Annotated in this window: 25 protein-coding genes; all 25 read left to right on the top strand. The window is 44.4% G+C overall.

Translation table 11 applies throughout. The features are described 5' to 3' along the window. Nucleotides 1-61 precede the first annotated feature (61 nt). The 25 genes from kdsA (at nt 62) to thrS (ending at nt 23,728) form a co-directional block, all read left to right on the top strand. The gene (kdsA, locus tag CCC71_RS05095; protein ID WP_021840893.1) at nt 62-880 is read left to right on the top strand and encodes a 3-deoxy-8-phosphooctulonate synthase; all 819 of its coding nucleotides are present in this window, start codon (nt 62-64) and stop codon (nt 878-880) included. Nucleotides 881-913: 33 nt separating this feature from the next. After that, nucleotides 914-1,885, top strand: coding sequence for a KpsF/GutQ family sugar-phosphate isomerase (locus CCC71_RS05100; RefSeq protein WP_021840894.1), 972 nt, complete (start codon nt 914-916; stop codon nt 1,883-1,885). After that, a complete protein-coding gene (locus tag CCC71_RS05105; RefSeq protein WP_021840895.1) occupies nt 1,885-2,406 on the top strand; it encodes a KdsC family phosphatase in 522 nt (173 codons plus the stop codon). Before CCC71_RS05100 ends, CCC71_RS05105 begins: the two co-directional genes overlap by 1 nt. A gap of 20 nt (nt 2,407-2,426) precedes the next feature. Beyond that, entirely contained in the window at nt 2,427-3,362 is a 936-nt protein-coding gene (locus CCC71_RS05110; protein WP_021840896.1) for a lysophospholipid acyltransferase family protein, read from the top strand. Further along, nucleotides 3,349-3,888 carry an LPS export ABC transporter periplasmic protein LptC gene (lptC, locus tag CCC71_RS05115; protein WP_296333166.1) on the top strand — a complete coding sequence of 180 codons (540 nt, stop codon included), beginning with the start codon at nt 3,349-3,351 and terminating at the stop codon, nt 3,886-3,888. Before CCC71_RS05110 ends, lptC begins: the two co-directional genes overlap by 14 nt. Before the next feature lie 16 nt (nt 3,889-3,904). After that, entirely contained in the window at nt 3,905-4,618 is a 714-nt protein-coding gene (locus CCC71_RS05120) for an LptA/OstA family protein (protein ID WP_021840898.1), read from the top strand. A gap of 12 nt (nt 4,619-4,630) precedes the next feature. After that, a complete protein-coding gene (lptB, locus tag CCC71_RS05125) occupies nt 4,631-5,350 on the top strand; it encodes an LPS export ABC transporter ATP-binding protein (RefSeq protein WP_021840899.1) in 720 nt (239 codons plus the stop codon). Nucleotides 5,351-5,369: 19 nt separating this feature from the next. Beyond that, nucleotides 5,370-6,461, top strand: coding sequence for an LptF/LptG family permease (locus tag CCC71_RS05130; RefSeq protein WP_296333169.1), 1,092 nt, complete (start codon nt 5,370-5,372; stop codon nt 6,459-6,461). Between the two features lie 313 nt (nt 6,462-6,774). After that, complete coding sequence (locus tag CCC71_RS05135; protein ID WP_296333171.1) at nt 6,775-7,971, top strand: DUF3084 domain-containing protein; 1,197 nt, start codon at nt 6,775-6,777, stop codon at nt 7,969-7,971. Nucleotides 7,972-8,369: 398 nt separating this feature from the next. Further along, nucleotides 8,370-8,843, top strand: coding sequence for a hypothetical protein (locus tag CCC71_RS05140; protein WP_156704183.1), 474 nt, complete (start codon nt 8,370-8,372; stop codon nt 8,841-8,843). A gap of 3 nt (nt 8,844-8,846) precedes the next feature. Then, nucleotides 8,847-9,719 carry a YitT family protein gene (locus CCC71_RS05145; protein ID WP_021840903.1) on the top strand — a complete coding sequence of 291 codons (873 nt, stop codon included), beginning with the start codon at nt 8,847-8,849 and terminating at the stop codon, nt 9,717-9,719. A gap of 142 nt (nt 9,720-9,861) precedes the next feature. Then, the gene (gene lepB / locus CCC71_RS05150) at nt 9,862-10,458 is read left to right on the top strand and encodes a signal peptidase I (RefSeq protein ID WP_127058468.1); all 597 of its coding nucleotides are present in this window, start codon (nt 9,862-9,864) and stop codon (nt 10,456-10,458) included. Between the two features lie 167 nt (nt 10,459-10,625). Continuing rightward, entirely contained in the window at nt 10,626-11,600 is a 975-nt protein-coding gene (locus CCC71_RS05155) for a glycosyltransferase family 2 protein (protein WP_296333175.1), read from the top strand. Between the two features lie 203 nt (nt 11,601-11,803). After that, a complete protein-coding gene (locus CCC71_RS05160) occupies nt 11,804-12,745 on the top strand; it encodes a C40 family peptidase (RefSeq protein ID WP_021840906.1) in 942 nt (313 codons plus the stop codon). Between the two features lie 111 nt (nt 12,746-12,856). Continuing rightward, nucleotides 12,857-13,567, top strand: coding sequence for a metal ABC transporter ATP-binding protein (locus tag CCC71_RS05165; protein WP_021840907.1), 711 nt, complete (start codon nt 12,857-12,859; stop codon nt 13,565-13,567). A 1-nt stretch (nt 13,568) separates the two neighbouring features. Continuing rightward, complete coding sequence (locus CCC71_RS05170; RefSeq protein ID WP_156704181.1) at nt 13,569-14,375, top strand: metal ABC transporter permease; 807 nt, start codon at nt 13,569-13,571, stop codon at nt 14,373-14,375. Between the two features lie 80 nt (nt 14,376-14,455). Beyond that, nucleotides 14,456-17,065, top strand: a complete 2,610-nt coding sequence (gene alaS, locus CCC71_RS05175) for an alanine--tRNA ligase (RefSeq protein WP_156704179.1) — start codon at nt 14,456-14,458, stop codon at nt 17,063-17,065. An 80-nt stretch (nt 17,066-17,145) separates the two neighbouring features. Beyond that, complete coding sequence (locus CCC71_RS05180; RefSeq protein ID WP_021840910.1) at nt 17,146-17,403, top strand: IreB family regulatory phosphoprotein; 258 nt, start codon at nt 17,146-17,148, stop codon at nt 17,401-17,403. Further along, entirely contained in the window at nt 17,403-17,825 is a 423-nt protein-coding gene (gene ruvX / locus CCC71_RS05185) for a Holliday junction resolvase RuvX (RefSeq protein ID WP_127058473.1), read from the top strand. Before CCC71_RS05180 ends, ruvX begins: the two co-directional genes overlap by 1 nt. A gap of 10 nt (nt 17,826-17,835) precedes the next feature. After that, a complete protein-coding gene (locus tag CCC71_RS05190) occupies nt 17,836-18,129 on the top strand; it encodes a DUF1292 domain-containing protein (protein ID WP_021840912.1) in 294 nt (97 codons plus the stop codon). A gap of 95 nt (nt 18,130-18,224) precedes the next feature. Beyond that, nucleotides 18,225-19,232 (top strand): endolytic transglycosylase MltG, encoded by a 1,008-nt coding sequence (gene mltG, locus CCC71_RS05195; RefSeq protein WP_156704177.1) that lies wholly within the window; start codon nt 18,225-18,227, stop codon nt 19,230-19,232. A gap of 11 nt (nt 19,233-19,243) precedes the next feature. Then, complete coding sequence (locus tag CCC71_RS05200; protein WP_021840914.1) at nt 19,244-19,846, top strand: O-methyltransferase; 603 nt, start codon at nt 19,244-19,246, stop codon at nt 19,844-19,846. 3 nt (nt 19,847-19,849) lie between these two features. After that, nucleotides 19,850-21,082 (top strand): peptidase U32 family protein, encoded by a 1,233-nt coding sequence (locus CCC71_RS05205; protein ID WP_021840915.1) that lies wholly within the window; start codon nt 19,850-19,852, stop codon nt 21,080-21,082. Next, on the top strand, nt 21,082-21,294 hold the full coding sequence (locus tag CCC71_RS05210; protein WP_021840916.1) for a DUF4911 domain-containing protein: 213 nt from the start codon (nt 21,082-21,084) through the stop codon (nt 21,292-21,294). Before CCC71_RS05205 ends, CCC71_RS05210 begins: the two co-directional genes overlap by 1 nt. A 523-nt stretch (nt 21,295-21,817) precedes the next feature. After that, the gene (thrS, locus tag CCC71_RS05215; RefSeq protein ID WP_021840917.1) at nt 21,818-23,728 is read left to right on the top strand and encodes a threonine--tRNA ligase; all 1,911 of its coding nucleotides are present in this window, start codon (nt 21,818-21,820) and stop codon (nt 23,726-23,728) included. Nucleotides 23,729-23,762 lie beyond the last annotated feature (34 nt).

Below are 23,762 nucleotides of genomic sequence, written 5' to 3' on the forward strand. Positions count from 1 at the left end.
AAATATATCGGTTTTTCCATAAAAATTTTAAATTTGAAGTGTATTATATAAGGAGATATTCATGAAAGAAGTTAAAGTAGGCAACTTAACCCTTGGTGGTGGTAAAGGTCTTTTCCTAATGGCCGGTCCTTGTGTAATTGAAGATCCGGAACGCACGCTCAATATTGGTCGTCGTGCCAAAGAAATCTGTGAACGCGTAGGCATTCCTTATATCTTTAAGGCTTCCTTCGATAAAGCCAATCGTTCCAGCTTTAATTCTTTCCGCGGACCCGGTCTTGTAGAAGGTCTTAAAATTTTAGCTCATATTAAAAAAGAATTACAGGTTCCGGTTATCAGCGATATCCATTCCATTGAACAGATTGAACCGGCCGCTGAAGTACTCGACGTATTGCAGATTCCGGCGTTCTTATGCCGTCAGACCGATCTCGTATACGGCGCGGCTAAAACCGGTAAAGCTATCAGCATCAAAAAAGGTCAGTTCTTGGCGCCTAAGGATATGAGCAATGTTGTTAAAAAAGTAGAAGAAGCAGGTAATCCTAACTTGTTCTTAACGGAACGCGGTGCCAGCTTTGGTTACAATAACTTGGTAGTGGATATGCGCTCCTTCCCAATCATGCGCAGCTTCGGTTATCCGGTAGTTTTCGATGCTACGCACAGCGTGCAGTTACCGGGCGGTGCGGGCACCAGTTCCTCCGGTCAGCGTGAGTTCGTGCCTAACTTGGCGAGAGCCGCTGCCGGCGCCGGCGTTGACGGTTTCTTCATGGAAGTTCATGATAATCCGGAAGAGGCTTTGTCCGATGGCCCTAACATGGTTCGTTTGGACGATTTGGAAGCAATGTTACGTGATTTAGTAGCCATTGACAAAATTGTTAAAGGCTAATTGAAGAATACGAATAGAGGGGATGGAACATCCATGAACGTTTTGGAGCAAGCGGCTCAAGTGCTTCATGAAGAAGCTCAAGCCATTGAAAAATTAATCACAACTTTAGACGGTAATTTCATCGATGCGGTGAATATGATTTTAAATTCCCATGGTCGCGTGGTTTGTACGGGTATGGGTAAATCCGGTCACATTGCCCGTAAAGTAGCGGCTACTTTGGCCTCTACGGGCACGCCGGCGTTATTCTTACATCCCGGTGAAGGTGTGCACGGAGACCTTGGTATGGTTACGTCGGAAGACATCGTGCTGGCCTTTTCCAATAGCGGTGAAACCGGTGAAGTGATTAGTTTATTGCCTTCATTACGTCGTATCGGGGCGAAGTTAATCAGTGTAGTAGGGAAACATAATTCGACCTTAGCCAAGAATTCGGATATCGTATTGTTGGTTGAAGTAGAAAAAGAAGCTTGCCCTTTGGGGTTGGCACCGACTACCAGTACGACGGTAGCCCTCGCTTTAGGCGACGCCTTGGCGGTATGTTTGTTGGATCGTCATAAATTTACACCGGAAAACTTTGCCATTTTCCATCCGGGCGGATCTTTGGGACGCAAATTACTCTTAACGGTTGAAAATATTATGCACAGCGGTGAAGATAATCCGGTGGTTCATAAAGGGGCCAGTGTGCGCGATGCTTTATTCGTAATGACGGAAAAAGGTCTTGGCGCTACCAATGTGGTCGATGAAGAAGGTCACTTAATTGGTCTCGTTACGGACGGCGACATTCGACGTGGTCTCGATGCGGGCAGTAATTTCTTGGAATGGCCCGTAGAAGACATGATGACGGCCATGCCGCGCACGATTACGAAAGATAAACTGGCTGCCGAAGCACTCCATTTGATGGAAAAAAATCAACCGCGCCCAATCACGGTGTTGCCGGTAGTTAATGATAAGAAAGAATGTTTGGGAATTGTACATATTACAGACTTATTGCGTCGAGGTATTGTATAATGAAAGTGCGCTGTTTGATCTTAGATGTGGACGGCGTCATGACCGAAGGCGGTATCATTTATACCGCCACCGGTGATGAAATAAAAGTGTTCAATGCACAGGACGGACTGGGCCTTGCCTTAGCCCGTCGCGGCGGCTTGAAGTTGGCCGTTATTACGGGGCGCTACTCCAAGATGGTAGAGCGCCGCACTGAAGAATTAAAGTTCGATTTTGTTCGTATGGCCTGCCATAATAAGACGGCGGCCATTAAAGAACTGGCCGAAGGGTTAGGTATCTCTACGGCTGAAATGGCCTATATGGGCGATGATTTAAATGATTTGGGAGCTCTTACCACGGTAGGGTATCCCATGGCACCGGCTAACGGTGTAGCGGAAGTAAAAGCGATTGCTAAGTTTACGGCTTCTAAAGCGGGCGGTCATGGGGCCATTCGTGAAGCCATTGAGCATATTTTTAAAGAATCAGGTCGTTGGGACGAATTGGTTGAAGATTATAAGAATGAAATATATAGTCAAGGTCAATAGCGAAAGGAGGTACGTACGATATGTCAAATGAATGGCAATATAAACTGTTAAAAGGCTTAAGCGCATTGACTTGTAAGTTGTCGTATCGCACGATACTTCGTATAGGGGCAGGCTTAGGCCCTTTATACTCGCTGTTTGCTAAAAAACAAATTAAACGTGGCATTTATAATGTCATGAAGGGCATGAATGTTTCAGAAAAAGAAGCGGAACAAATTCTCTGTGAATTATTTAAGAATTTGGGCCGTTCCGCACTGGAAATTTTATATATGCCAAATTTAACGAAGGAATTTATTGCCGAGCATGTAGAAATGCACGGTATGGAATATTTAGATAAAGCATTGGCCGAGAAACGAGGCGTTGTTATTTTGACGGCCCATGTAGGCAACTGGGAATGGATGGGCGCAGCGTTGGCTGCCAGCGGTTATCCGTCCACAACCATTGTTAAGAAACAGCCAAATGCACAAGTTACACGATTGCTTAATGAATATCGTGAAATGGTAGGGCTTGAAGTATTTGCTCGCGGCGGTTCCGAAATGATTCGTGCCGTAAAAGCGATGAAACAAAAGAAACTCTTAGGTTTCTTGGCGGACCAGGATGGTTATATTCAGGGATTACCGGTTGAATTTTTGGGACAGGAATCATCGGCTGTAACAGGTCCGGCAACCTTTGCCCAGAAATTTAAAGCCCCCGTAGTACCTGTATTTACGCACCGTAAGCCGGATGGGGTAGGCCATGTAGTGGAAATACTGCCGCCGCTTTACTATGAAGATACGGGGAATGAAGAAGAAGATATTTACCGCTTGACGGAAGCCACCGTACGGGTTACGGAAGATTTTATCAGACAGCATCCTACCGAATGGTTATGGTTCCAGCATCGTTGGAATACTAAACTAAATGAAATAGTGGATATTGAGGCAAAACTGAAGGTGAGGGACGCAGTTCATGCTAAAAAATAAGAAGACGATTTTAGTCATAGCCATCATACTTGCACTGGTAGGGGTGTTTATCTGGATATTACTAAGCGGTGAGGCGGAAACGAAAACGGATCCGACGCAACCGACGGGGAATCTAGTGACATTTGACGGATCGACCATCACAGAAGAACAAAACGGTAAAACTGCTTGGTCCGTTTCGGCGGAACAGATTAAAGTGAATCCGAAGACTAAGGAGATTTACCTGACAAATATGAAGGGAACATTTTATGATGGTGATAAAACACTCGTTGTAACGGCACCGCGCGGTTACATGTCGGGGGACCATAATAAAATGCAATTGGCCGGTGGTGTAAAGGGTACTAATGGTGCCGATGTGGAACTTACTACCGAATCTATTTCCTTTGATAATAAAACGAAGAAATTGACTTCTGAAACACCGTTTACATTCTCTAACAGCGATGCTGTAGTGACCGGTGATCAATTGGAAGCCGATACGGTATTGAATAAAGTCATGGCCAAGGGTCATGCTAAATTAGTTAAGAAGTGATGGGAGGATTTGACAGATGAAATTGTCAAAAATAATGGCGGTTACTGCACTTGTGGCAGGCCTTGCGGTACCGGTTTGGGCGGCTCAGTCCAATTTGTCCATTACCGCCGATACCTTGGAATATGACGGTAACAGCGGTATTGCCAGAGCCAATGGCAATGTGGTAATTATCAATGAAGACAAGACGATGACCGGTAAAACCGGCTGGTATAATACAAAAACACAGGAAGCTGATTTGTCCGGCGGTGTCAGCATGATTGGTTCGGATACATCCTTATCCGCGCAGACGCTTCACAGTACCAATAATGAACAGCTTCAGGCAACCGGTAATGTTCGTTTGCAAAAAGAAAATAAACAAGTTTTCGGTGATACCGTAACATACAATACTAAAACGGAATACGGTACATCCCGCGGCAATGCTAAACTCGTTATGGATGATGCCGTATTGACCGGTGATTATGTACAAGGATGGCTCAATGAAATTCGTGCCACTGCACAAGGAAATGTAACCTTGCACAGTGCTAAGCACAATTTGGATGCCAGTGCAGATAATGCCGTGTACACCCAGACGCCCGGTCAGGATGATGGGGTAGCGTATTTAACCGGTAATGCTCACGCCGTACAAAACGGTAATGTGCTTAATGCGCCGGAATTAAAATTAGAAATGAAAGATAATTCGGTACAAACTGTAGGTGGACGTAGTACGTTGATCATCACGCCGCAGCAGTAAGGAGTAACTTGAATGTTTATTGAAACCCGAGATTTAGTAAAAACATATAAAGGGCGCAATGTTGTAGATGGTGTCAGTGTTCGTGTCGAAGAAGGCGAAGTGGTGGGCTTATTGGGGCCTAACGGGGCCGGTAAGACAACCACCTTCTACATGATTGTTGGCATTGAAAAACCAAATAGCGGTACAATTACTATCGGTGAGAAAGACATTACCAGAATGCCTATGTATAAAAGAGCCGATCAGGGCATCGGTTACTTGCCGCAGGAAGCTTCTGTATTTCGGTCACTCTCCGTGGAAGACAATATCCGCGCCATGTTGGAAACAACGACTAAATCGAAGGCGGAGATTGAGGAAACGGTAGAAGCGTTATTGCAGGAATTCCATATTGAACATGTGCGCCAACGCACGGGGATGCAATTATCCGGGGGTGAACGACGCCGTGTGGAAATTGCCCGTTGTATCGCCTTGGCACCGCGGTTTATTTTGTTGGATGAACCGTTTGCCGGGGTCGATCCTATTGCCGTAGCCGACATTCAATCTATCATTCGCCATCTAAAAGCACGCGGTATCGGCGTCTTAATTACGGACCATAATGTGCGTGAAACTTTAGGTATCGTTGACCGTGCTTATATTTTGAGCAATGGTAAAATCCTCTTGGAAGGTTCCGCTGATGAAGTGGCCAACAGTCCGGTGGCTCGTAAGCATTATTTAGGCGATAGTTTTAATATGTAGGGGCTGGTGATATACAAACATGCGAATATTAGATAAATATATTTTAAAAAGTTTTATAGGCCCCTTTCTTTTCGGTATTTTTGCCTTTACCAGTATTTTCGTAGGGACCGGTACTTTATTCCGTATCGCTCAATATATTACGGAATACGGGGCGTCCTTATGGTCGGTAACCAGGGCCTTTATTTTAGCCTTGCCGAGCATTGTGGTACTTACATTCCCGATGGCCGTACTTTTGGCATCGCTGTTGGCTTTTGGCCGTTTGAGCGGTACCAGTGAGATTATCGTAATGCGTGCCGGCGGCATGAGTTTCTTGCGCTTGGCCATGCCGGTGTATATTGCGGCATTCTTCATTTCTATCGGCGCTATTGCGTTCAATGAATATGTAGTACCGGCCGCTAACCATGCGTATCAAAACATTATTCGTAATGAAATTAAGAAGCAGGCGGAGCCGCCGGCTCAGGAGCATATTGTTTTGAAAACTATGGAAGGGGACAATATCAGTACCCTCATGTATGCGAAGCGTTATGATTCGACAACCAAACTCATTAACGGTGTTACGGCTCAGCTTTTTACCAATGGCGAAGTAATCCAGATTGAACATGCCGATACGGCAACCTGGAACGGTACGTATTGGGTAATGCACAACGGTGTTATCTATGACTTGGCGGCCGACGGCAATGGTGTAGAACGTACGATGCGATTTAAAGACCAGATATTGCCAATCGCTAAAGATCCGGACCAGATTTCACAGGAACAACGCGATCCTGACGAAATGACGATTAAAGAACTGCGTCAACAAATTAAGGCCTTAAATGCGAGCTATGTAACGGCTACCAAGTGGGAAATGGAAATGTATCAACGTTTTACCATTCCTATTGCCAGCTTCGTATTTGCCTTGGTAGGGGCGCCGTTGGGCCTTCAAAAACAGCGTTCCAGCTCGTCCATCGGGTTTGGTCTCAGCGTCATCATTATCTTCGTGTATTACGGGGTAATGACCTTTACCGGTGCGCTTGGTAAAGGGGGAGCGCTGCCACCGCTTGTAGCGGCTGCTATCCCTGATACTTTGGGGATTATCGCCGGTTTGTGGTTGAACTGGAAAGTATCTAAATAAAAGAAAAACGAAAACAGAAGGCATCTATTACAATAGATTCAGAAAGTTTTCCAATAAAATGTTGGATATAGATATAATGACCTTGGTATTTGTTTTGCCAAGGTCATTTTTTTCATGAAGTTTACTTTTTCTTTTCTTGAAAATAGAGTACAATAGAAACGGAAACTATATATTTCAGTTTTCAATTAGCAGAGTTAATAAGACGATAAAAAACCTCGCGCCTTGGCATAAAGGTTTATTATAAGTCTCTCGCATAAATGTTTTAGTGATAAATTGGTAAATTTGATTATAAGAGGAAAGGAGTGCGCTCGACATGTTGGTCGGTTTAAATATTATTTTAATTATTGCTATCATGGGCGGCGCCATTGCTTTCATTGGCGATAAATTAGGTACTAAAATCGGTAAGCGACGTATGTCCATTTTTGGCCTCAGGCCTAAACATACATCCATTATTATGACAATTGTTACGGGGATTTTAATTTCCGCCTTTACCTTAGGGGTGCTGGCCATTGCGTCGGAAAATGTTCGTATCGCTCTTTTTGGTATGGAGCAGTTGCGAGCTGAAATGGATCAGTTGAATAGCGATGTAGCGGCTAAGAATCAAGAGTTGGAAGCGGGCAAAAAAGAATTAAGCGAAAAGACTGTCGCTTTAAATACGATGCGTAAAGATGTGCAAGCAACACAGGAGGAATTGGAGGAAGCTCGCGCTGCTCGTAATGCTATGAGTGAAGAGCTTGTTTCCGTTCAAGAAGCGTACCGTCAGGCTGATGCACGCTTGGCTCAATCGGCCAAAGATATTCAAACATTGGAAAATACCAGAACCGAATTGGAACAACATATTGAAGATTTACGGGTAACTACGAAACGGTTGGAAGAAGGGATTACCCATGTTCGTGAAGGCACCGTGCTTTTCCGTGTCGGTGAAGTATTAAGTGGGGCCTTGGTTCGTCCGGGCTTAACCGAAGATGAAAGCGCCAAGGCGATTACGAGCATTTTGAATGACACCAACGGTTTGATTTTACGCCGTCTCGGAATTGATGAAAACCGTGCCGCTATTTATGTAAGTCGCAACAATTTGGAAGAAGTAGCCAAACAGGTGGCCAGCGCTACGGAACCGATGACGATTCGCGTGACCGCAGCGGCCAATATTATTTACGGCGAAGCCGCTTTGGCTGAAATTCATGCGTATCCGTATCAGAAAATATACGATAAGGGCGATGTAATTTGGTCCGCTGAAGTTGAAGGGGGCGACAATGCGCAGTTTGCCGTATTATCTTTCTTAAAAGACGTGAATGCCCAGGCAAAGTCTAAAGGCATTTTGCCGGATCCGATTTCCGGCGACGTAGGCTCTTTACCGGGTGATGAATTATTTGATACCATTCGTCAATTGAGCCGCTTGAGTGGTCCTGTTCGCATCAGAGCTATTGTAAATGAAGATACTTATACGACCGGTCCGGTTCAGATTGAATTGCGCCTTGATCCGGTGCGCACCAATACTTCTGGATCGTAAGTTTTAGCGTGATGATTTAATATCGATGAAATAGTCATGACGATTAAATTGCGGTAATTTGAGATTCAATGATTTTAATTATGTGAAAAAAGCATAGGTTATATAAGATTTAGTAACTAAGCCTTGTTACTTATATGGTATAATAAAACATATCGAAAAGATTCGTTTGAAAAGCAAATTGTAAATTCACCTGTTGCAGCTATGTTTGTAGGGCATGTAGGCTGAGTATTGCTTATAAACTGAGGTATCGATTTGATTACTATGCCGGAACAGATAGAATGCTGCCGATAGCTTAGCTACCGACAGCATTTTTTGTGAAAATTTTTAGGTAATAGGGTAGGGATATGTTCGATGGTTGTGCCGAATAGTTGGCACGAGTATAGTAAAGGAGGCTGGGGATGCAATTAGACACAGATGCTTTGTATAAAGCGGCTAATGTAGACGCCAAGGCGCCTTTACTGTTGGCGGTGGATCCGGGACGCGAGAAAAGTGGCGTTGCGGTCATGACGAAAGCAACCGCTACATTGGTATATAAAGCAATTGTTCCGACTGCGGAGCTTGAAACATCACTCACATCCGTTCTTACACAGTTTAAAGCGATTAATGAATTAATTTGCGGTAATGGGACGAATCATAAATTTGTATTTCACATATTGGAAACCTTAGGCAAAACACAAGATTTACCGGTAGCACTCGCTGAAGAAGCACATACTACGGAAGTGGCGCGTAAACGTTATTTTGAGTTTCATCCGCCTACCGGTTTGAAACGATTGGTGCCGAAAGGCATGCTGTATCCACCGGTGCCGGTTGATGATTTTACGGCGTGGATAATCGGTGAACAATATATTTTGGGCAAGAAAGAAAGGGGATAGACAATGGCAGCAGCTAAACGTTCACAAAAATTAACATGGAAGGATCATGCAATTCGTTACTTTTGGATGATTGTAGGGTCTTTGATTTATACCTTCGGTTTGGATGTATTTCTCGTACCGAACAGCATCATCGACGGTGGTGTAGTCGGTATTTCTTTGATGGCAACGGAACTTACGGGCATATCTTTCAGTGTTTTCGTAGTTATTCTTAATTTACCGTTCCTCTATATAGGCTATCGCCTTATCGGGCGCAGTTTTACCATTGCCACCTTATTCTCGGTAATGTGCATTTCTGTTTTTTCCGTATTCATGCATGATGTACCACCGGTGACCATCGACCCGTTCCTGGCTTCGATTTTTGGCGGGATTATCCTTGGTCTGGGTGTTGGCATGATTATTCGTAACGGCGGTTCTTTGGATGGCAGTGAAATTGTGGCTATTATTTTTGACAAAAAGAGCAGCTTCTCCGTTGGCGAAATCGTTATGTTTTTAAACTTATTCATTTTGGGGGCAGCAGGCTTCGTATATAGCTGGAACAGTGCTATGTATTCCCTTATTGCGTACTTTATTGCGTATAAGATGATTGATATTACCATCACCGGTCTTGAAGAATCCAAGGGCGTTATGATTATTACGGATTATCCGGATGAAATCAGTGAAGTGCTTACGAAACGACTCGGTCGTGGCGTAACCGTTCTTTTTGGTGAAGGTGGCTATTCAAAACAACCGAAAAAAGTGCTATACTCAGTAGTGACGCGTTTGGAAATCACCAAGTTGAAAGACGTGGTATATGAAAATGACGAAAATGCGTTTATTACTATTTCTGACGTGCATGATGTATTTGGCGGTCAGTTCGGGAAGAAGACGATTCACTAAATAGCAGCACGGTTCTTTGAAGAAAGGAGTCCGGTTTTAGCAACAATGGTTGAGTCTTGGTAAGAAACTTTCAACATAGAGGTTGACAGTTTTAAGCAATATGGCTTGACAGTAGGGTGTTGTAACGAAGCCGGAAGGTTGTATGGCAGAAGAAAAGTCAATTGGAAAACAGATTATACATGAAATCGGTGAGTGGTTATATGCGATTATTATTGCCCTCGCTATTGCGATTGTAGTTCATTTGTTCTTGGGGCAGATTACTCGTGTATCCGGTGAATCCATGGAAGATACACTGCATAACGGTGATTTTCTGGTTGTATCTAAATTAGATCATATTCAAGGCAATATGCCGCAATACGGCGATATTGTTATCATCGACAGCCGTGTTAATCGTGATCGTACCTGGAAAGATGATGTGGCTGATGTTGTATCGAACTACGTTTCTATTTTCAGTAAAGATGCGGAACGCCATGATGCTTGGGTAAAACGTGTGATTGGCTTGCCGGGCGATACGTTAGAGTTTAAAGATGGCCATGTATGGCGCAATGGCAAGGAATTGGAAGAACCATATACGAAAGAACCGACTATGCAATATAGCCAAACGGCACCGGTCGTTGTACCGGAAGGTCATGTCTTCGTAATGGGGGATAATCGCAATCATTCCAGCGACAGCCGCTTTATCGGCCCTGTGCCTATTAAAAATGTAATCGGTCATGTGGTATATGATTTAAGCTTTTAATTTGAATTGAAAGTTTAACGTGGAGTCGATTACATAACAGATTTTGCAGAAAGTCAGTTGAACTCTGCTTCGGCGGGGTTCAACTTTTTATTTTAAACTTTGTTTATTTGCCAAGGGCCTTGAAATTTAGTAAAATAAAGTCGCAATTAAGGAAACGGAGGCGGCCTATGTTATTGTCAGTAGTAGTGCCCGTATATAATGAAGAGGCAAATATAAAAAAATTCTACAGCTCGGTCAAAAAAGTGCTGAACACGCTACCTTACGACCAGGAAATTATCTTCGTCGATGATGGTTCGTCCGATGATTCGGCGACTATGCTCAGCCATATTGCGGCTGAGGATAAAGATGTTAAGGTGTTGTTGTTGGCCCGTAATTTCGGCCATCAATTGGCGCTGACCTGCGGACTTGATTATTCCACCGGTGATGCGGTCATTACTATGGATGGTGATATGCAGCATCCGCCGGAATTGATTCCGGAATTAGTTCGACTTTGGGAAGAAGGCCACGATGTAGTGCGCACCATTCGTGATTCCACGGAAGATGCGGGCTGGGCTAAATCTTTCACATCAAAATATTATTACAAATTAATGAACATAATGGCCAATGTGCCAATCGTAGAAGGGGGCTCCGATTTCCGTTTGATGAATCGTCGCGCCTTGGATACCTTGCTGCGTTTCCGTGAGCACGGTCGCTTTTTGCGTGGCATCGTTGGTGCTATCGGTTATAATCAAGCGGAAGTCCACTTTGTGGCGCCACCGCGTTTTGCCGGCAAATCCAAGTTCAGTGTGCGCAAAATGTTGCACTTTGCCTTGGACGGCATTGCGGCTTTCTCAAAAGTACCGCTAAGGGCCGCTTTTTATATCGGTCTGATTTGCGGCTTATTGAGCTTGCTCATGATTTTGCATATTCTATATGTGCATTTCTTCACCGACTCCGCTGTGAGCGGCTGGGCTACTTTGGGCGTTGCTATTTTCTTCTTAGGTGGTGTGCAACTCGTCGGTATCGGTATTATCGGTGAATATGTGGGACGTGTGTTTGAAGAAGTTAAGCACCGACCGTTATATTGGATACGCGGCGGTTATAATATTGACGAAGCCAATCAATCGCAAGGGCATAATAATGCACCAAAACGAGGTTTATAATACAGTAAGTGGAAGCGTATAATACAGTAAAATGAAGCTGATAATACGCCTAAGCGAAGTGTAATGAGTAAATAATATAGCTGTCTAAGGCTAGTTAATAGTCATCTGCAAACTATTTGTGGTATAATTATAAGAAGACAGTTTTGACGTAAGGAGAACCTGTTGAAGTATGGGTACTCAGAGACTAGTTTGAGGATAGTACTATGAAATCAATTAAAAGAAAAGTCGCCATCACAGCGGCAGTAATGTTAATGGTCAGCACGCAATTTGTCAGTGCGGCCGGGTATACGTATGGCGCTAAAGGCGGCGACATTTCGGCTATTCAGAAGAAGTTGATTGCAGCCGGATATAATGCACGACTCAATGGCGAGTATGATGCCAATACCAAATGGGCAGTACGCCTATATCAAAAAGATAACAATTTACCGGTGAACGGTGTTTTAGATGCTGTTACTTATAAGAAATTAATGGGTAAAGAGCTTGATGAACATGTGGTAGCCGGTTTGGGCCGTATGTCTGATGATAAGATTGCCGCTGAAATGGCGGCCGGTCGTAAAGCTACGGTTCAGAAAAAGACTGCAGCAGCAACCGATACAACGGCTGCCAAAACGACTAAAAAGACTAAGGTAAAAAATAACAAGTCAAATAAAAACGGCGATGCGAAAGTACAAGCGGTAGCCAAGAAAAATACCGCTACGATAAAGTCAAAGACACCGACAAACGGTATTCTCGATCCAATCGCTCCGGACTTTATTTTTACTAAAACCGGTAAAGTATCAAAGTCTATCAGTGAAATTATTACTGAAGCGGAACGTTATCGCGGTGTGCCGTATGTATTCGGCGGCGCTACCCCGCAGGGCTTTGACTGCTCCGGCTATGTGCGCTATGTATTTGCCAAATCAGGGATTGATTTGCCGCGCAGTGCGGATGAACAATATTTGGTAGGCCAGAAAATCGGGAAGCATAATTTGCAGCCCGGTGATTTAGTGTTTTTCCAAACCTATGAAGAGGGCGTATCCCATTCGGGGATTTATATCGGCGACGGTAAATTTATCAGTGCCACTTCCAGTAGTGGCGTAGCCATAGCCAGTGTTAATGACAGTTATTGGGGCGAGCGTTATATCGGTGCCAAACGCGTAATGTAAATGAACAACATTACATTATGTGAATGCGAAATATTGCATTATGTCAAATTAAGATATTTTGAAGAGGAGGCCCATGCCTCCTCTTTTAGCCTATAAAGTGAGGTTTTGCGGATGGGAGAAATTACTGTCGCTAAGGTACAGTTTAATTATGAGCAGGACACAGTAATCAGTGAAGTGTCGCTGACGATTCCGGAAGGGGATTTTACGGTTATCGTAGGTCCTAACGGGGCGGGGAAGACAACCTTTTTACGCCTCATTGCGGGGCTTTTAAAACCGGCAAGCGGTCAAATTACGATTGACGGTTATTCGGTAAGCGAGGCACAACAAAAAGGTCTCCTTCATTTGGTGCCGCAGATTTATAACAAAAATGCCGCTCAGTTTCCGGCTACTTGCGGTGAAATTGTGGAGTTGGGTTTACGTATTCGCGGTATGGGCCGCGCGGAACGGAAGGCCAAAGCTCATGAAGCCTTGGCTCAAGTGGGGATGGCTGAATTTACCCATCGCCGCATCGGTGATTTGAGCGGTGGCCAACAGCAGCGCGTCATGATTGCTCAGGCCTTGGCGCGAAATCCGAAATACTTGCTTTTGGATGAACCGACCAGCGGTATTGATTTTCAAGTGAGTGCTCATATTTTTCAGCTCTTGCGCAGTTTATGTGACAAGGGTATGACGATTATTATGGTTACCCATGATATTGAGGATGCCTGTAAGGAAGCTGACCAGGTAATTTGTATCGACCGTCACGTTTGTTATAACGGCGACAGCCAAGGATTTTTGAAAAGCCATAAGAATACGCCGCTCGCATGGCATATAGGAGGTTAACGTGGATATATTTACCTATGAATTTATGCAACGAGCCTTTATGGCCGGTTTAATTGTAGCCTTAATGTGTCCTTTAATCGGCACCTTTATCGTTATTAAACGACAATCGCTCTTAAGTGAAGGGCTCGGCCACGTAGCCTTTGCGGGCGTTACAGGGGCTTCGTTATTATCCATTTATCCGCCTTTGGGCGCCGCTATATTAACAGTGCTTACGGCTATCGGTATTGAGTTGGTGCGCCGTCGTCAGAACCAATATACCGACATGATTTTGGCCTTATTCTTTTACACCGGCTTGGCCTTGGCCGTAATCTTTGCGACTATGACTAAAATGCCGAGTACGGGCCTTTTGAACTTTCTGTTCGGCAGTATTTTGACCGTAACGGATACGGATATTATGACAATTGCCGGGGTGGCCGTCGTTGTGGCTCTGACCGTATATTTTATGTATTCGAAATTATTATTTACCGCTTTTGACGAACAGATTGCCGTGACTGCGGGGATTGCCGTTGGGCGCATCAATATGCTCTTCGCTATTTTGACCGCCTTAGTAGTGGTTATGGGGATGACCATTGTCGGGATTTTGCTTATCGGGGCACTCATGATTGTACCGGTAGCGGCTGCCCATTTATGGCGTCGTGGTTTTGGCCAAACGCTCATAATCAGTGAAATTTATTCATTAGCCAGCGTCAGCCTTGGACTTTTGGGGGCTTTTGAATATGATTTGGCACCGGGCGGGACCATCGTGCTGGTGGCAATTCTGGGCTACGCCTTAACTTTTGCCGTTACGGTGGCGCGCGACCGAAAATAGGCATAACTAAAAAATAGACAAACATAGACAATAAGGCTTATAATAAAGAGAATTCATATTTATTTAGGAGGCTGAAACTCATGAAGGGTAATGAGCTGCGTCAGGCTTATTTAAAATTTTTTGAAAGCAAACAACATTTAATCTTAGACAGTTTTTCCTTAATTCCGGAAAACGATCCTTCGTTGTTATTAATCGGCGCCGGCATGGCACCGTTAAAACCGTTCTTTACGGGTAAATTGGTACCGCCTCGTACGCGTGTCACCACATGCCAGAAATGTATTCGTACCGGCGATATTGAAAACGTAGGCCGCACGGCGCGTCATCATACTTTTTTTGAAATGCTCGGCAACTTCTCGTTCGGCGATTATTTCAAAAAAGACGCCATTCATTGGGCTTGGGAATTTTTGACCGAAGTTATTAAACTCGACAAAAATCGTTTATATGTAACCGTATATCCTGATGATCAGGAAGCTTACGATATTTGGCATAAAGAAGTAGGTATGCCGGAAGACCACATTACCCGCTTGGAAGATAACTTCTGGGAAATCGGGGAAGGTCCTTGCGGTCCGGATAGCGAAATTTTCTACGACCTCGGCGAATCTCGCGGTTGCGGTGAACCGGATTGTGCACCGGGCTGTGATTGCGATCGTTATCTTGAAATTTGGAACCTCGTGTTCACTCAATTTAACCGTACCGCTGACGGTGAATATGTACCGCTTGAAAAGAAAAATATTGATACCGGTGCCGGTCTCGAACGTTTGGCATCCGTATTACAGAATAAAGAAAGCAACTTTGAAACGGATTTAATTTTCCCAATCATTGAAAAAGCGGCTGAAATGGCTAAGGTAACCTATCACACCGACGCCAATACGGACGTATCCCTCAAAGTTATCGGCGACCATGCGCGCGCCATTACCGTACTCATCAGCGACGGCGTTTTACCGTCCAATGAAGGTCGCGGTTATGTATTGCGCCGTATTTTGCGCCGTGCCGTACGTCACGGTCGTTTACTCGGTATCGAAGGTCGTTTCTTGACCGATTTGGTGGACGTGGTTATCGACATTTTAGGCTCCGGCGTACCGGGTCTTATTGAAAAACACGACTTCATCAAACGCGTTGTAGCCAATGAAGAAGATCGTTTCAACCAGACTTTGGCACAAGGCCTCGATATGCTCGGTGCTTTGATTAACGAATTAAAAGAAGCTAAAGCTACGGAAGTTCCCGGTGCCGAAGTATTCAAATTATATGACACGTACGGATTCCCTTGGGAACTTACGGAAGAAATTGCCGGCGAAGCAGGCCTTACCATCGATATGGCCGGTTTTGAAAGTGCTATGGCGGAACAGCGTGCTCGTGCCCGTGCGGCTCGTGAAGACGTAGATGCCAAAGTGGCTACTCCGGACATTACCTTCCTTCGCGATGAAAAGTTGACCGATGATGAATCCGCTACTTCCTCTGAAGTCCTTATGCTTGGTGAAGGCGCTACTCGCCTTGACAGTGCGTCGGACGGCATGGAAGTCACTCTCATCGTACGCACTACGCCGTTCCACGCTGAAGGGGGCGGTCAGTTAGGCGATACAGGCTTTATCGTAGGCCCTATGGGTAAAATGGAAGTTCATACGACCAAGAAATTACCGGAAGGCACAACCTACCATGTAGGTACCATTGTGGAAGGTAATTTGCAGGTAGGCGATACGGTTCAGTTCGAAGTGGACACCACTCGTCGCCTTGCCATGGCTCGTAACCACACGGCTACCCATTTATTGCATGCCGCTTTGAAACAAGTATTGGGCAATCACGTAAATCAGGCCGGTTCCTTAGTTATGCCGGATCGTTTGCGCTTTGACTTTACTCATTTCTCTCCGGTAACAGCTGAAGAATTGCAACAAATTACTGATTTGGTAAACGGTGAAATCTTAAAAGCCGTGAGCTTGAACATCCAAGAAATGTCCATGGACGAAGCTAAAAAATTAGGCGCTATGGCACTCTTCGGTGAAAAATATGGTGACCGCGTACGCGTAGTTACCGTACCTGATTTCAGTATCGAACTCTGCGGTGGTTCCCATGTTGTGAACACCGCTGTAATTGGCACATTCCGTATCTTGTCGGAAGGCGGTATCGGCTCCGGTGTACGTCGTATCGAAGCGGTAACCGGCGAAGCAGCGTTGCAGTTAGCTCAAAAAGAACAGGCTGAACTTCGCGAAGTGGCAACGCTTCTTAAAACGAAACCGGAAGATATCGTAGCCCGTGCACAGCAGCTCGTGGAAGAAACGAAGCAATTGGAACACGAATTGGCAGCAGCTCGTAAAGAATTGATGTCCGGCGGTCTTGATGCGGTATTGAACACCGCTTTTGATGCCGGTGAATTCAAAGCCGTAGTAGCCGATGTAAAAGCAGCCGATATGGATGAACTTCGCAGCACGGCCGATATGGTTCGCGATAAAATCGGTTCCGGTATCGTTTTATTGGGGATGGCTGGTGACGACAAAGTTAACTTTGTCTGCATGGCTACCAAAGATGCCGTTAAAGCCGGGTTCCACGCCGGTAACATCGTTAAAGCAACGGCTCAGGCAGCCGGCGGTAACGGCGGCGGACGCCCTGATATGGCACAAGCGGGCGGTAAAAATCCAAGTGCCTTACAAAATGCTTTAGAAAAAGGTAAAGAAACTATCCTTTCTATGGTAAAATAGAAGTATGCCAGATTAATAGTCTGTCGGTGAGGGCTTAGCCAATCGGTTAAGCCGAATCACTCTATAAAGGAGGCTTTAGCATGAGTGTATCAGATGAAACTATGATGTTTCAGAAAGTAAATGATGTTCCTTCCGCCAGTGAAGTGTTACGTGATGTATATCACGCTTTGCAGGAAAAGGGATATAACCCGGTGGAACAAATAGTAGGTTTTCTTATCTCCGGCGAGCCTACCTACATTACCAGCTACAACAATGCGCGCAGCATGATTCGTCGCTTGGATCGTGATGAGCTCATCGAAGAATTGGTTAATGAGTATGTAAAGGCTAAGAAACTATAATGCGAATTATGTCGTTGGATGTGGGCAGTCGTACTATTGGCGTCGCGTGTAGTGACGCTTTGTACATGACGGCTCAAGGTATCGAAACAATACGGCGCACTTCCTTAGAACGGGATTTCTCGCGATTACAGGAACTGATTACGGAGTATGAAGTAGAAGAAATCGTGGTGGGCATGCCCAAGAATATGAACGGCACTAAGGGCGATCGTGCGCTAAAAACGGAAGAGTTTGTCGCTAAAATGCAGGAAGTCATCGATGTACCTGTTAAGTTTTGGGATGAACGACTCTCTACCGTTATGGCCGAACGTTCCTTGATTGCGGCCGATGTGAGTCGTAAGAAACGCAAGGATGTTATTGATAAAATGGCGGCGGTTGTTATTTTACAAGGTTATTTAGACAGTCGTAGTAATTTAATCAAATAAGGAGGATACCATGGCAGATTTAGATTATGAAGGCGAAGTGACGGTTGTTACATTTACAGACGATGAAGGGCATGAAACGCATTACGAAGAAGATATGGTCATCAACTATGACGGTAAACGTTTTGCCGTATTAGTTTCATTGCCACCGGAAGACTGTGAACCGGGGTGCAAATGCCACGAAGAACCGGAAGCTATCATTTCCCGTATCGATACGGAAGATGGTGAAGACGTCTATGTAGATCCGACCGAAGAAGAATTCGAAGCGGTTCTTGCTATTTATGAAGACGATTTTGTTGAAGAATAATCGGGTATAGGTTAAAAGGGAAAGAGGGGCCACGCCCCTCTTTCGTATGTTTATAATCATTTTTGACAGCATGTTTCATAAGGAGTTTTTAATGTATGGATAGACGTGTGAAGTGGATTGGAATTGGCGTCATCGGCGTTGTTCTGATTCTTTGCATCGCCATGATTACTATGTATTTAAAACCGAATTCTGTGGCCGGTACGCCGCAGGATGTAGTATTTACTGTTGATAAAGATCAAACGGGCGCCGAAATCGGTGATATGCTTTATGAGAAAGGTATCATCAGTTCGCCAACTACCTTTCGTTTGGCACTTAGGTTGACCGGTTCTATGGATAAATTGCAGCAAGGGTACTATCAGATTCCTCAAAACGCCAGCTTGCGTCAGGTAATCGCCTTATTGCAAAAGGGTAAATTGCAAGAAATTAAAGTCATCATTCCGGAAGGCTATACGATTCAGCAAATTGCCGATGAATTAGAAAAAGACGGCCTGGGCCCGAAAGAAGCTTTTTTAGAAAAAGCCAAGACCTATGTACCGTATCAATATATGTACGGACCGGCGAAAGTCGACTACCGTGTTGAAGGCTTCTTATTCCCAAGTACCTATGAAATTCCCGTAGGCAGCACGCCGGAAGAAATTTTAAAACGCATGGCCGGCGAAATGAATAAGCAATTGACGCCGGAAATTCGTGCTCAAATTGAAGCTAAGCATATGACGATTTTTGAATTCATCACCTTGGCCTCTTTGGTAGAAAAAGAAGCACTCTTTGATGAAGATCGTCCGATTATTGCGGCCGTATTCCTTAAACGTTTGCAAATCGGTATGCCCCTGCAATCCTGTGCCAGCATTCAGTATATTTTAGGTTACCCTAAGCCTCATATATCGATTGAAGATACAAAGTTACCGAGTCCGTATAATACGTACATGCACGTAGGCTTACCGCCGGGACCGATTGCCAATCCGGGCATGAAATCCATGGAAGCGGTACTCAATGCGCCAAGTACGGATTATCTCTTCTTTGTAGCGGATAAAGAAGGTCATCACCACTTTACTAAAACATACGAAGAACATATGAAAGTGGTAGAATCAATTTATGGGGAATAGTGGTGTGAGCTATGCAATTAAAGGAAATTTTGAATGAGCAACGCATTTATGCGATACTCAATAAAGTGCCGATTTTACGCGAATCGGAAGTCCATTTATTTGAAGAATTAATCGGTTTGTACGAGCCGTCGCGGGTTCTCGAAGTGGGGACCGCCATCGGTTATTCGACACTTCTTTTGGCAAAACATGCGGCTAAAGATGCGGAGATTGTGTCCATTGAATTGGACGAACAACGACATAATATGGCTAAGCAATATATCGGTCAGTCCGAGTACAAGGATAACATCACTTTGCATTTGGGAGATGCCAACGAAGTACTGACTAAGCTGGAAGGCACGTTTGACTTGGTATTTCTGGATGGGCCGAAAGGTCAATACGGTAAGCAACTGGAGCTCATAGAGTCTCATTTGGCGCCGGGGGCCGTTGTTTTGGCGGATAATGTCCTCTTCAGAGGCTATGTGCGGGGCGATAAGGAAGCACCGCACCGTTATAAAACGATTGTTAAACGATTACGTGAATATTTGGACATGGTTGAAGATAAATCGAAATTTAATACTACCATTTATCCTTTAGGTGATGGTATGAGCGTTAGTATATGGAAAGGTAATAAGTAATACATGAACAGACATATTGAAGTATTGTCGCCGGCCGGCAATATGGATAAATTAAAAATGGCCATTCGTTATGGCGCGGATGCTGTGTATTGTGCGGGCCAATCTTTTGGTTTGCGTGCCAGCAGCTCCAACTTCAGCAATGAAGAATTAAAAGAAGCAGTGGAATTTGTTCATAGTCATGGTAAAAAAATCTATGTAACTTGTAACATTATTCCCCACAATGAAGACTTGGTAGGCCTTGAAGACTACTTGAAATTCTTGGAATCCATCAAAGTAGATGCCATTATCGTAGCCGATTTGGGTATTTTCTTATTGGCAAAACGGGTGGCTCCTAATTTGGAACGCCATGTAAGTACACAGGCCAATACGACGAACTATTTGACTACCGAGTTTTGGAAAGAACAGGGCGCTACTCGTGTTGTGGTGGCTCGTGAAGTAAGTATTGCGGACATCAAGACTATGAAAGAAGCCGCTGACATTGAAATCGAAGCGTTCGTTCACGGTGCTATGTGTATTTCGTACTCCGGTCGTTGCCTCTTGAGTAACTATTTTACAACTCGCGATGCTAACCGCGGACAGTGTACGCAGGCTTGCCGTTGGAAATACTCCTTGGTGGAAGAAAACCGTCCCGGCGAATACTATCCGATTGAAGAAGACCAGCACGGTACTTATATTTTCAACTCCAAAGACCTTTGCTTATTGAAATATATCCCTGATTTGGTAGAAGCGGGCGTTGACAGTCTTAAAATCGAAGGCCGCATGAAGAGCGTTCACTATGCGGCGACGGTAACTAAAGTATATCGTGAAGCGGTGGATAGCTACTTGGCAGATCCTGAGCACTACGAAGTGAAACCGGAATGGATTGAAGAATTGGAAAAAATCTCTCACCGTCCGTATACGGAAGGTTTCTCCGTGGAAAAACCGGATGAAACGGCTCAGAACTACGGCCAGTCCAGCAATACGCAGACTCATGACTTCATCGGTCTTGTAGAAGGCTACAATGTGGAAGAAGGTTATGCATACTTAGAACAACGCAATAACTTCAAAGTGGGCGACGAAGTGGAATTTTGCCAACCTCATGGTGAACTCGTACATCATGTGATTACGAAGATGACCGATGAAGAGGGGAACGAAATCACCGTAGCGCCGCATCCGCAGATGAAAGTGCGTCTTTATATCGATACGCCGCTGGAAGAATATGCCATGATGCGTCGTCGCTGTAAGGTGAAAGCATAATGGAAGATTCCTATGTATATTTCAAAATTTCACCGAACCACACCAATTATGTAAATCGCATTTTGGAAGGCTATGAGTATTTGGGCGTCATGACGACCGTTAATCGCGCAGAAGGTCTTTGTATGGTACGAAGCACACCTGATACGGCACCGTTGGTGCGTGAAATTTTGAGCAGTTTACCTATTGAATTAGCTTTAGTAGATGCTATTTAAGCTTACCACTACTATAAAGTTTGTAGGTTCTATCGAGTCATATGACTAAAGTTATACAGTGAAAACTATAAAAGCTCCTATGGCCAACGGCTGTAGGGGCTTTTTAGAAGTATAAGCAATCAGAAAAATTTAATGGTGTAAAATTAAATTTTTGAAAATTATTATAAATTGTACACAATTAGTATTGACATTAACCCGGATATGGTGTAAAGTTAATACATCAAATGAAACAGGTAGAGCGAAGGATATGATATTTAATCCACTGTGTTCCAGAGAGAGACGGCTAGGCTGTGACCGTCTTACACAAGATCATCTATTACCCCCTTCAAACCGATTGGCTGAACTAAGTAAGCTAATCCGCGAGTATGCGTTATCGACAATAAAGTGAGTTATCCGAGTGGATGACTAACTAGGGTGGAACCACGAGACCTTCGTCCCTTGTCGGGATAGAGGTCTCTTTTTTATTATGCGTGCAGCTGTAGCGTGTCCCGCCGGTATAGCTGATTTCTTAGGAGGAATAACCATGAGTGAAGTAAAAATTATTTTACCTGACAACAGTGAACGCGCTTATGCAGCGGGCACTACTTTAGGCGAAGCTGTTAAACAACTGTCCAATAGCTTGGCTAAAAAAGTTTTGGCAGCCGACGTAGACGGTGAATTAACCGATTTGCGTGAAGAAGTAAAGGACGGCTCCAAAGTAAGCTTCTTGACTTTTAACGAACAGGGCGGTAAAGACACTTTGCGTCACAGCGCCTCTCATATTATGGCTCAGGCTATCAAACGCCTTTGGCCGGATGCTCAATTAGCCATCGGACCGGCTATTGAAAACGGTTTCTATTACGATATCGACATGGAACATGTATTGGTTCCTGAAGATTTGGCTAAAATCGAAGCGGAAATGCATAAAATCGTAAAAGCAAACTTCCCAATCGAAAAAGAAGTTCTTTCTCGCGATGAAGCGCTTAAATTCTTTAAAGAAAAACATGAAAACTATAAAGTGGAATTGATTGAAGATTTACCGGCTGACGCTGAGATTTCCACTTACCGTCAAGGCGAATTCGTTGACCTTTGTGCCGGTCCGCACGTAGCTTCTACCGGCAAAGTAAAAGCTTTCAAATTGCAGAGCTTGGCCGGTGCTTACTGGCGCGGCGACGAAAAGAACAAAATGCTCCAACGTATTTACGGTACTGCTTTTGAAAAGAAAGAAGAACTCGACGAATACTTACATCTTCTTGAAGAAGCAGCTCGTCGCGATCACCGTAAATTGGGCAAAGAATTGGGCTTATTCGTACTCAAAGAACAGGGCCCCGGCTTCCCATTCTTCTTACCGAAAGGTATGGCTCTTCGCAACGAATTGGAAAACTTCTGGCGTGAAGTTCACCATGATTTCGACTACGAAGAAATTCGTACCCCAATCATCTTGAACCGCCAACTTTGGGAACAATCCGGTCACTGGTTCCATTATCGTGAAAACATGTACACTACTGTAATTGATGATGAAGATTATGCAATCAAACCAATGAACTGCCCGGGCAGCATCTTGGTATATCAGAACGATTTGCATTCCTACCGTGATTTCCCAATGCGTATGGCTGAACTCGGTCTCGTTCATCGTCATGAATTATCCGGTGCGTTACACGGCTTGTTCCGCGTTCGCAGCTTTACTCAGGATGATGCCCATGTATTCATGTTGCCATCTCAGATTAAAGCTGAATTAATTAAAGTTATTGAATTGTTCGACCGCATTTACAGCCAGTTCGGTTTAACTTATCGCGTAGAATTGAGTACTAAACCTGATAACGCAATGGGTGATGATGCTATTTGGGAATCTGCAACTAATGCACTTCGCGAAGCTATCGAAGAAAAACAAATCCCTTACCAGATTAACGAAGGTGACGGTGCGTTCTACGGTCCTAAATTAGACTTCCATATTCGCGACTCCATCGGTCGTACTTGGCAGTGCGGTACTATCCAGTTGGATATGAACTTGCCTGAACGTTTCCATATGGAATATGTCGGTGAAGACGGTCAGAAACATCAGCCTATCATGATTCACCGTGCTTGCTTCGGCTCCATGGAACGTTTCATCGGTATCCTCATCGAACACTATGCCGGTGCATTCCCAACTTGGTTGGCTCCGGTACAGGTTAAGATTTTACCTATCAGTGAAAAACACGTTGAATATGCTGAAAAATTACGTAAAGCCTTCAAGAAAGCTTATGTTCGTGTTGAACTTGATGATCGTAACGAAAAAATCGGTTACAAGATTCGTCAGGCTCAGATGGAAAAAGTACCTTACATGCTCGTAGTAGGGGATAAAGAAGAACAAGAAGGCACTGTAGCAGTTCGTAGCCGTGTTGAAGGTGAAAAAGGTTCCGTTAAATGGGAAGACTTCTTGGCTGATATCTTAGAAGAAGTAAAAGAACGTAAATAAGAGTTCTTTGATTAAGCGTTCCTAAAACGGCCGC

This window comes from Veillonella sp. LMAG:90 (genome assembly GCF_008679445.1).
Classification (GTDB): domain Bacteria; phylum Bacillota; class Negativicutes; order Veillonellales; family Veillonellaceae; genus Veillonella_A.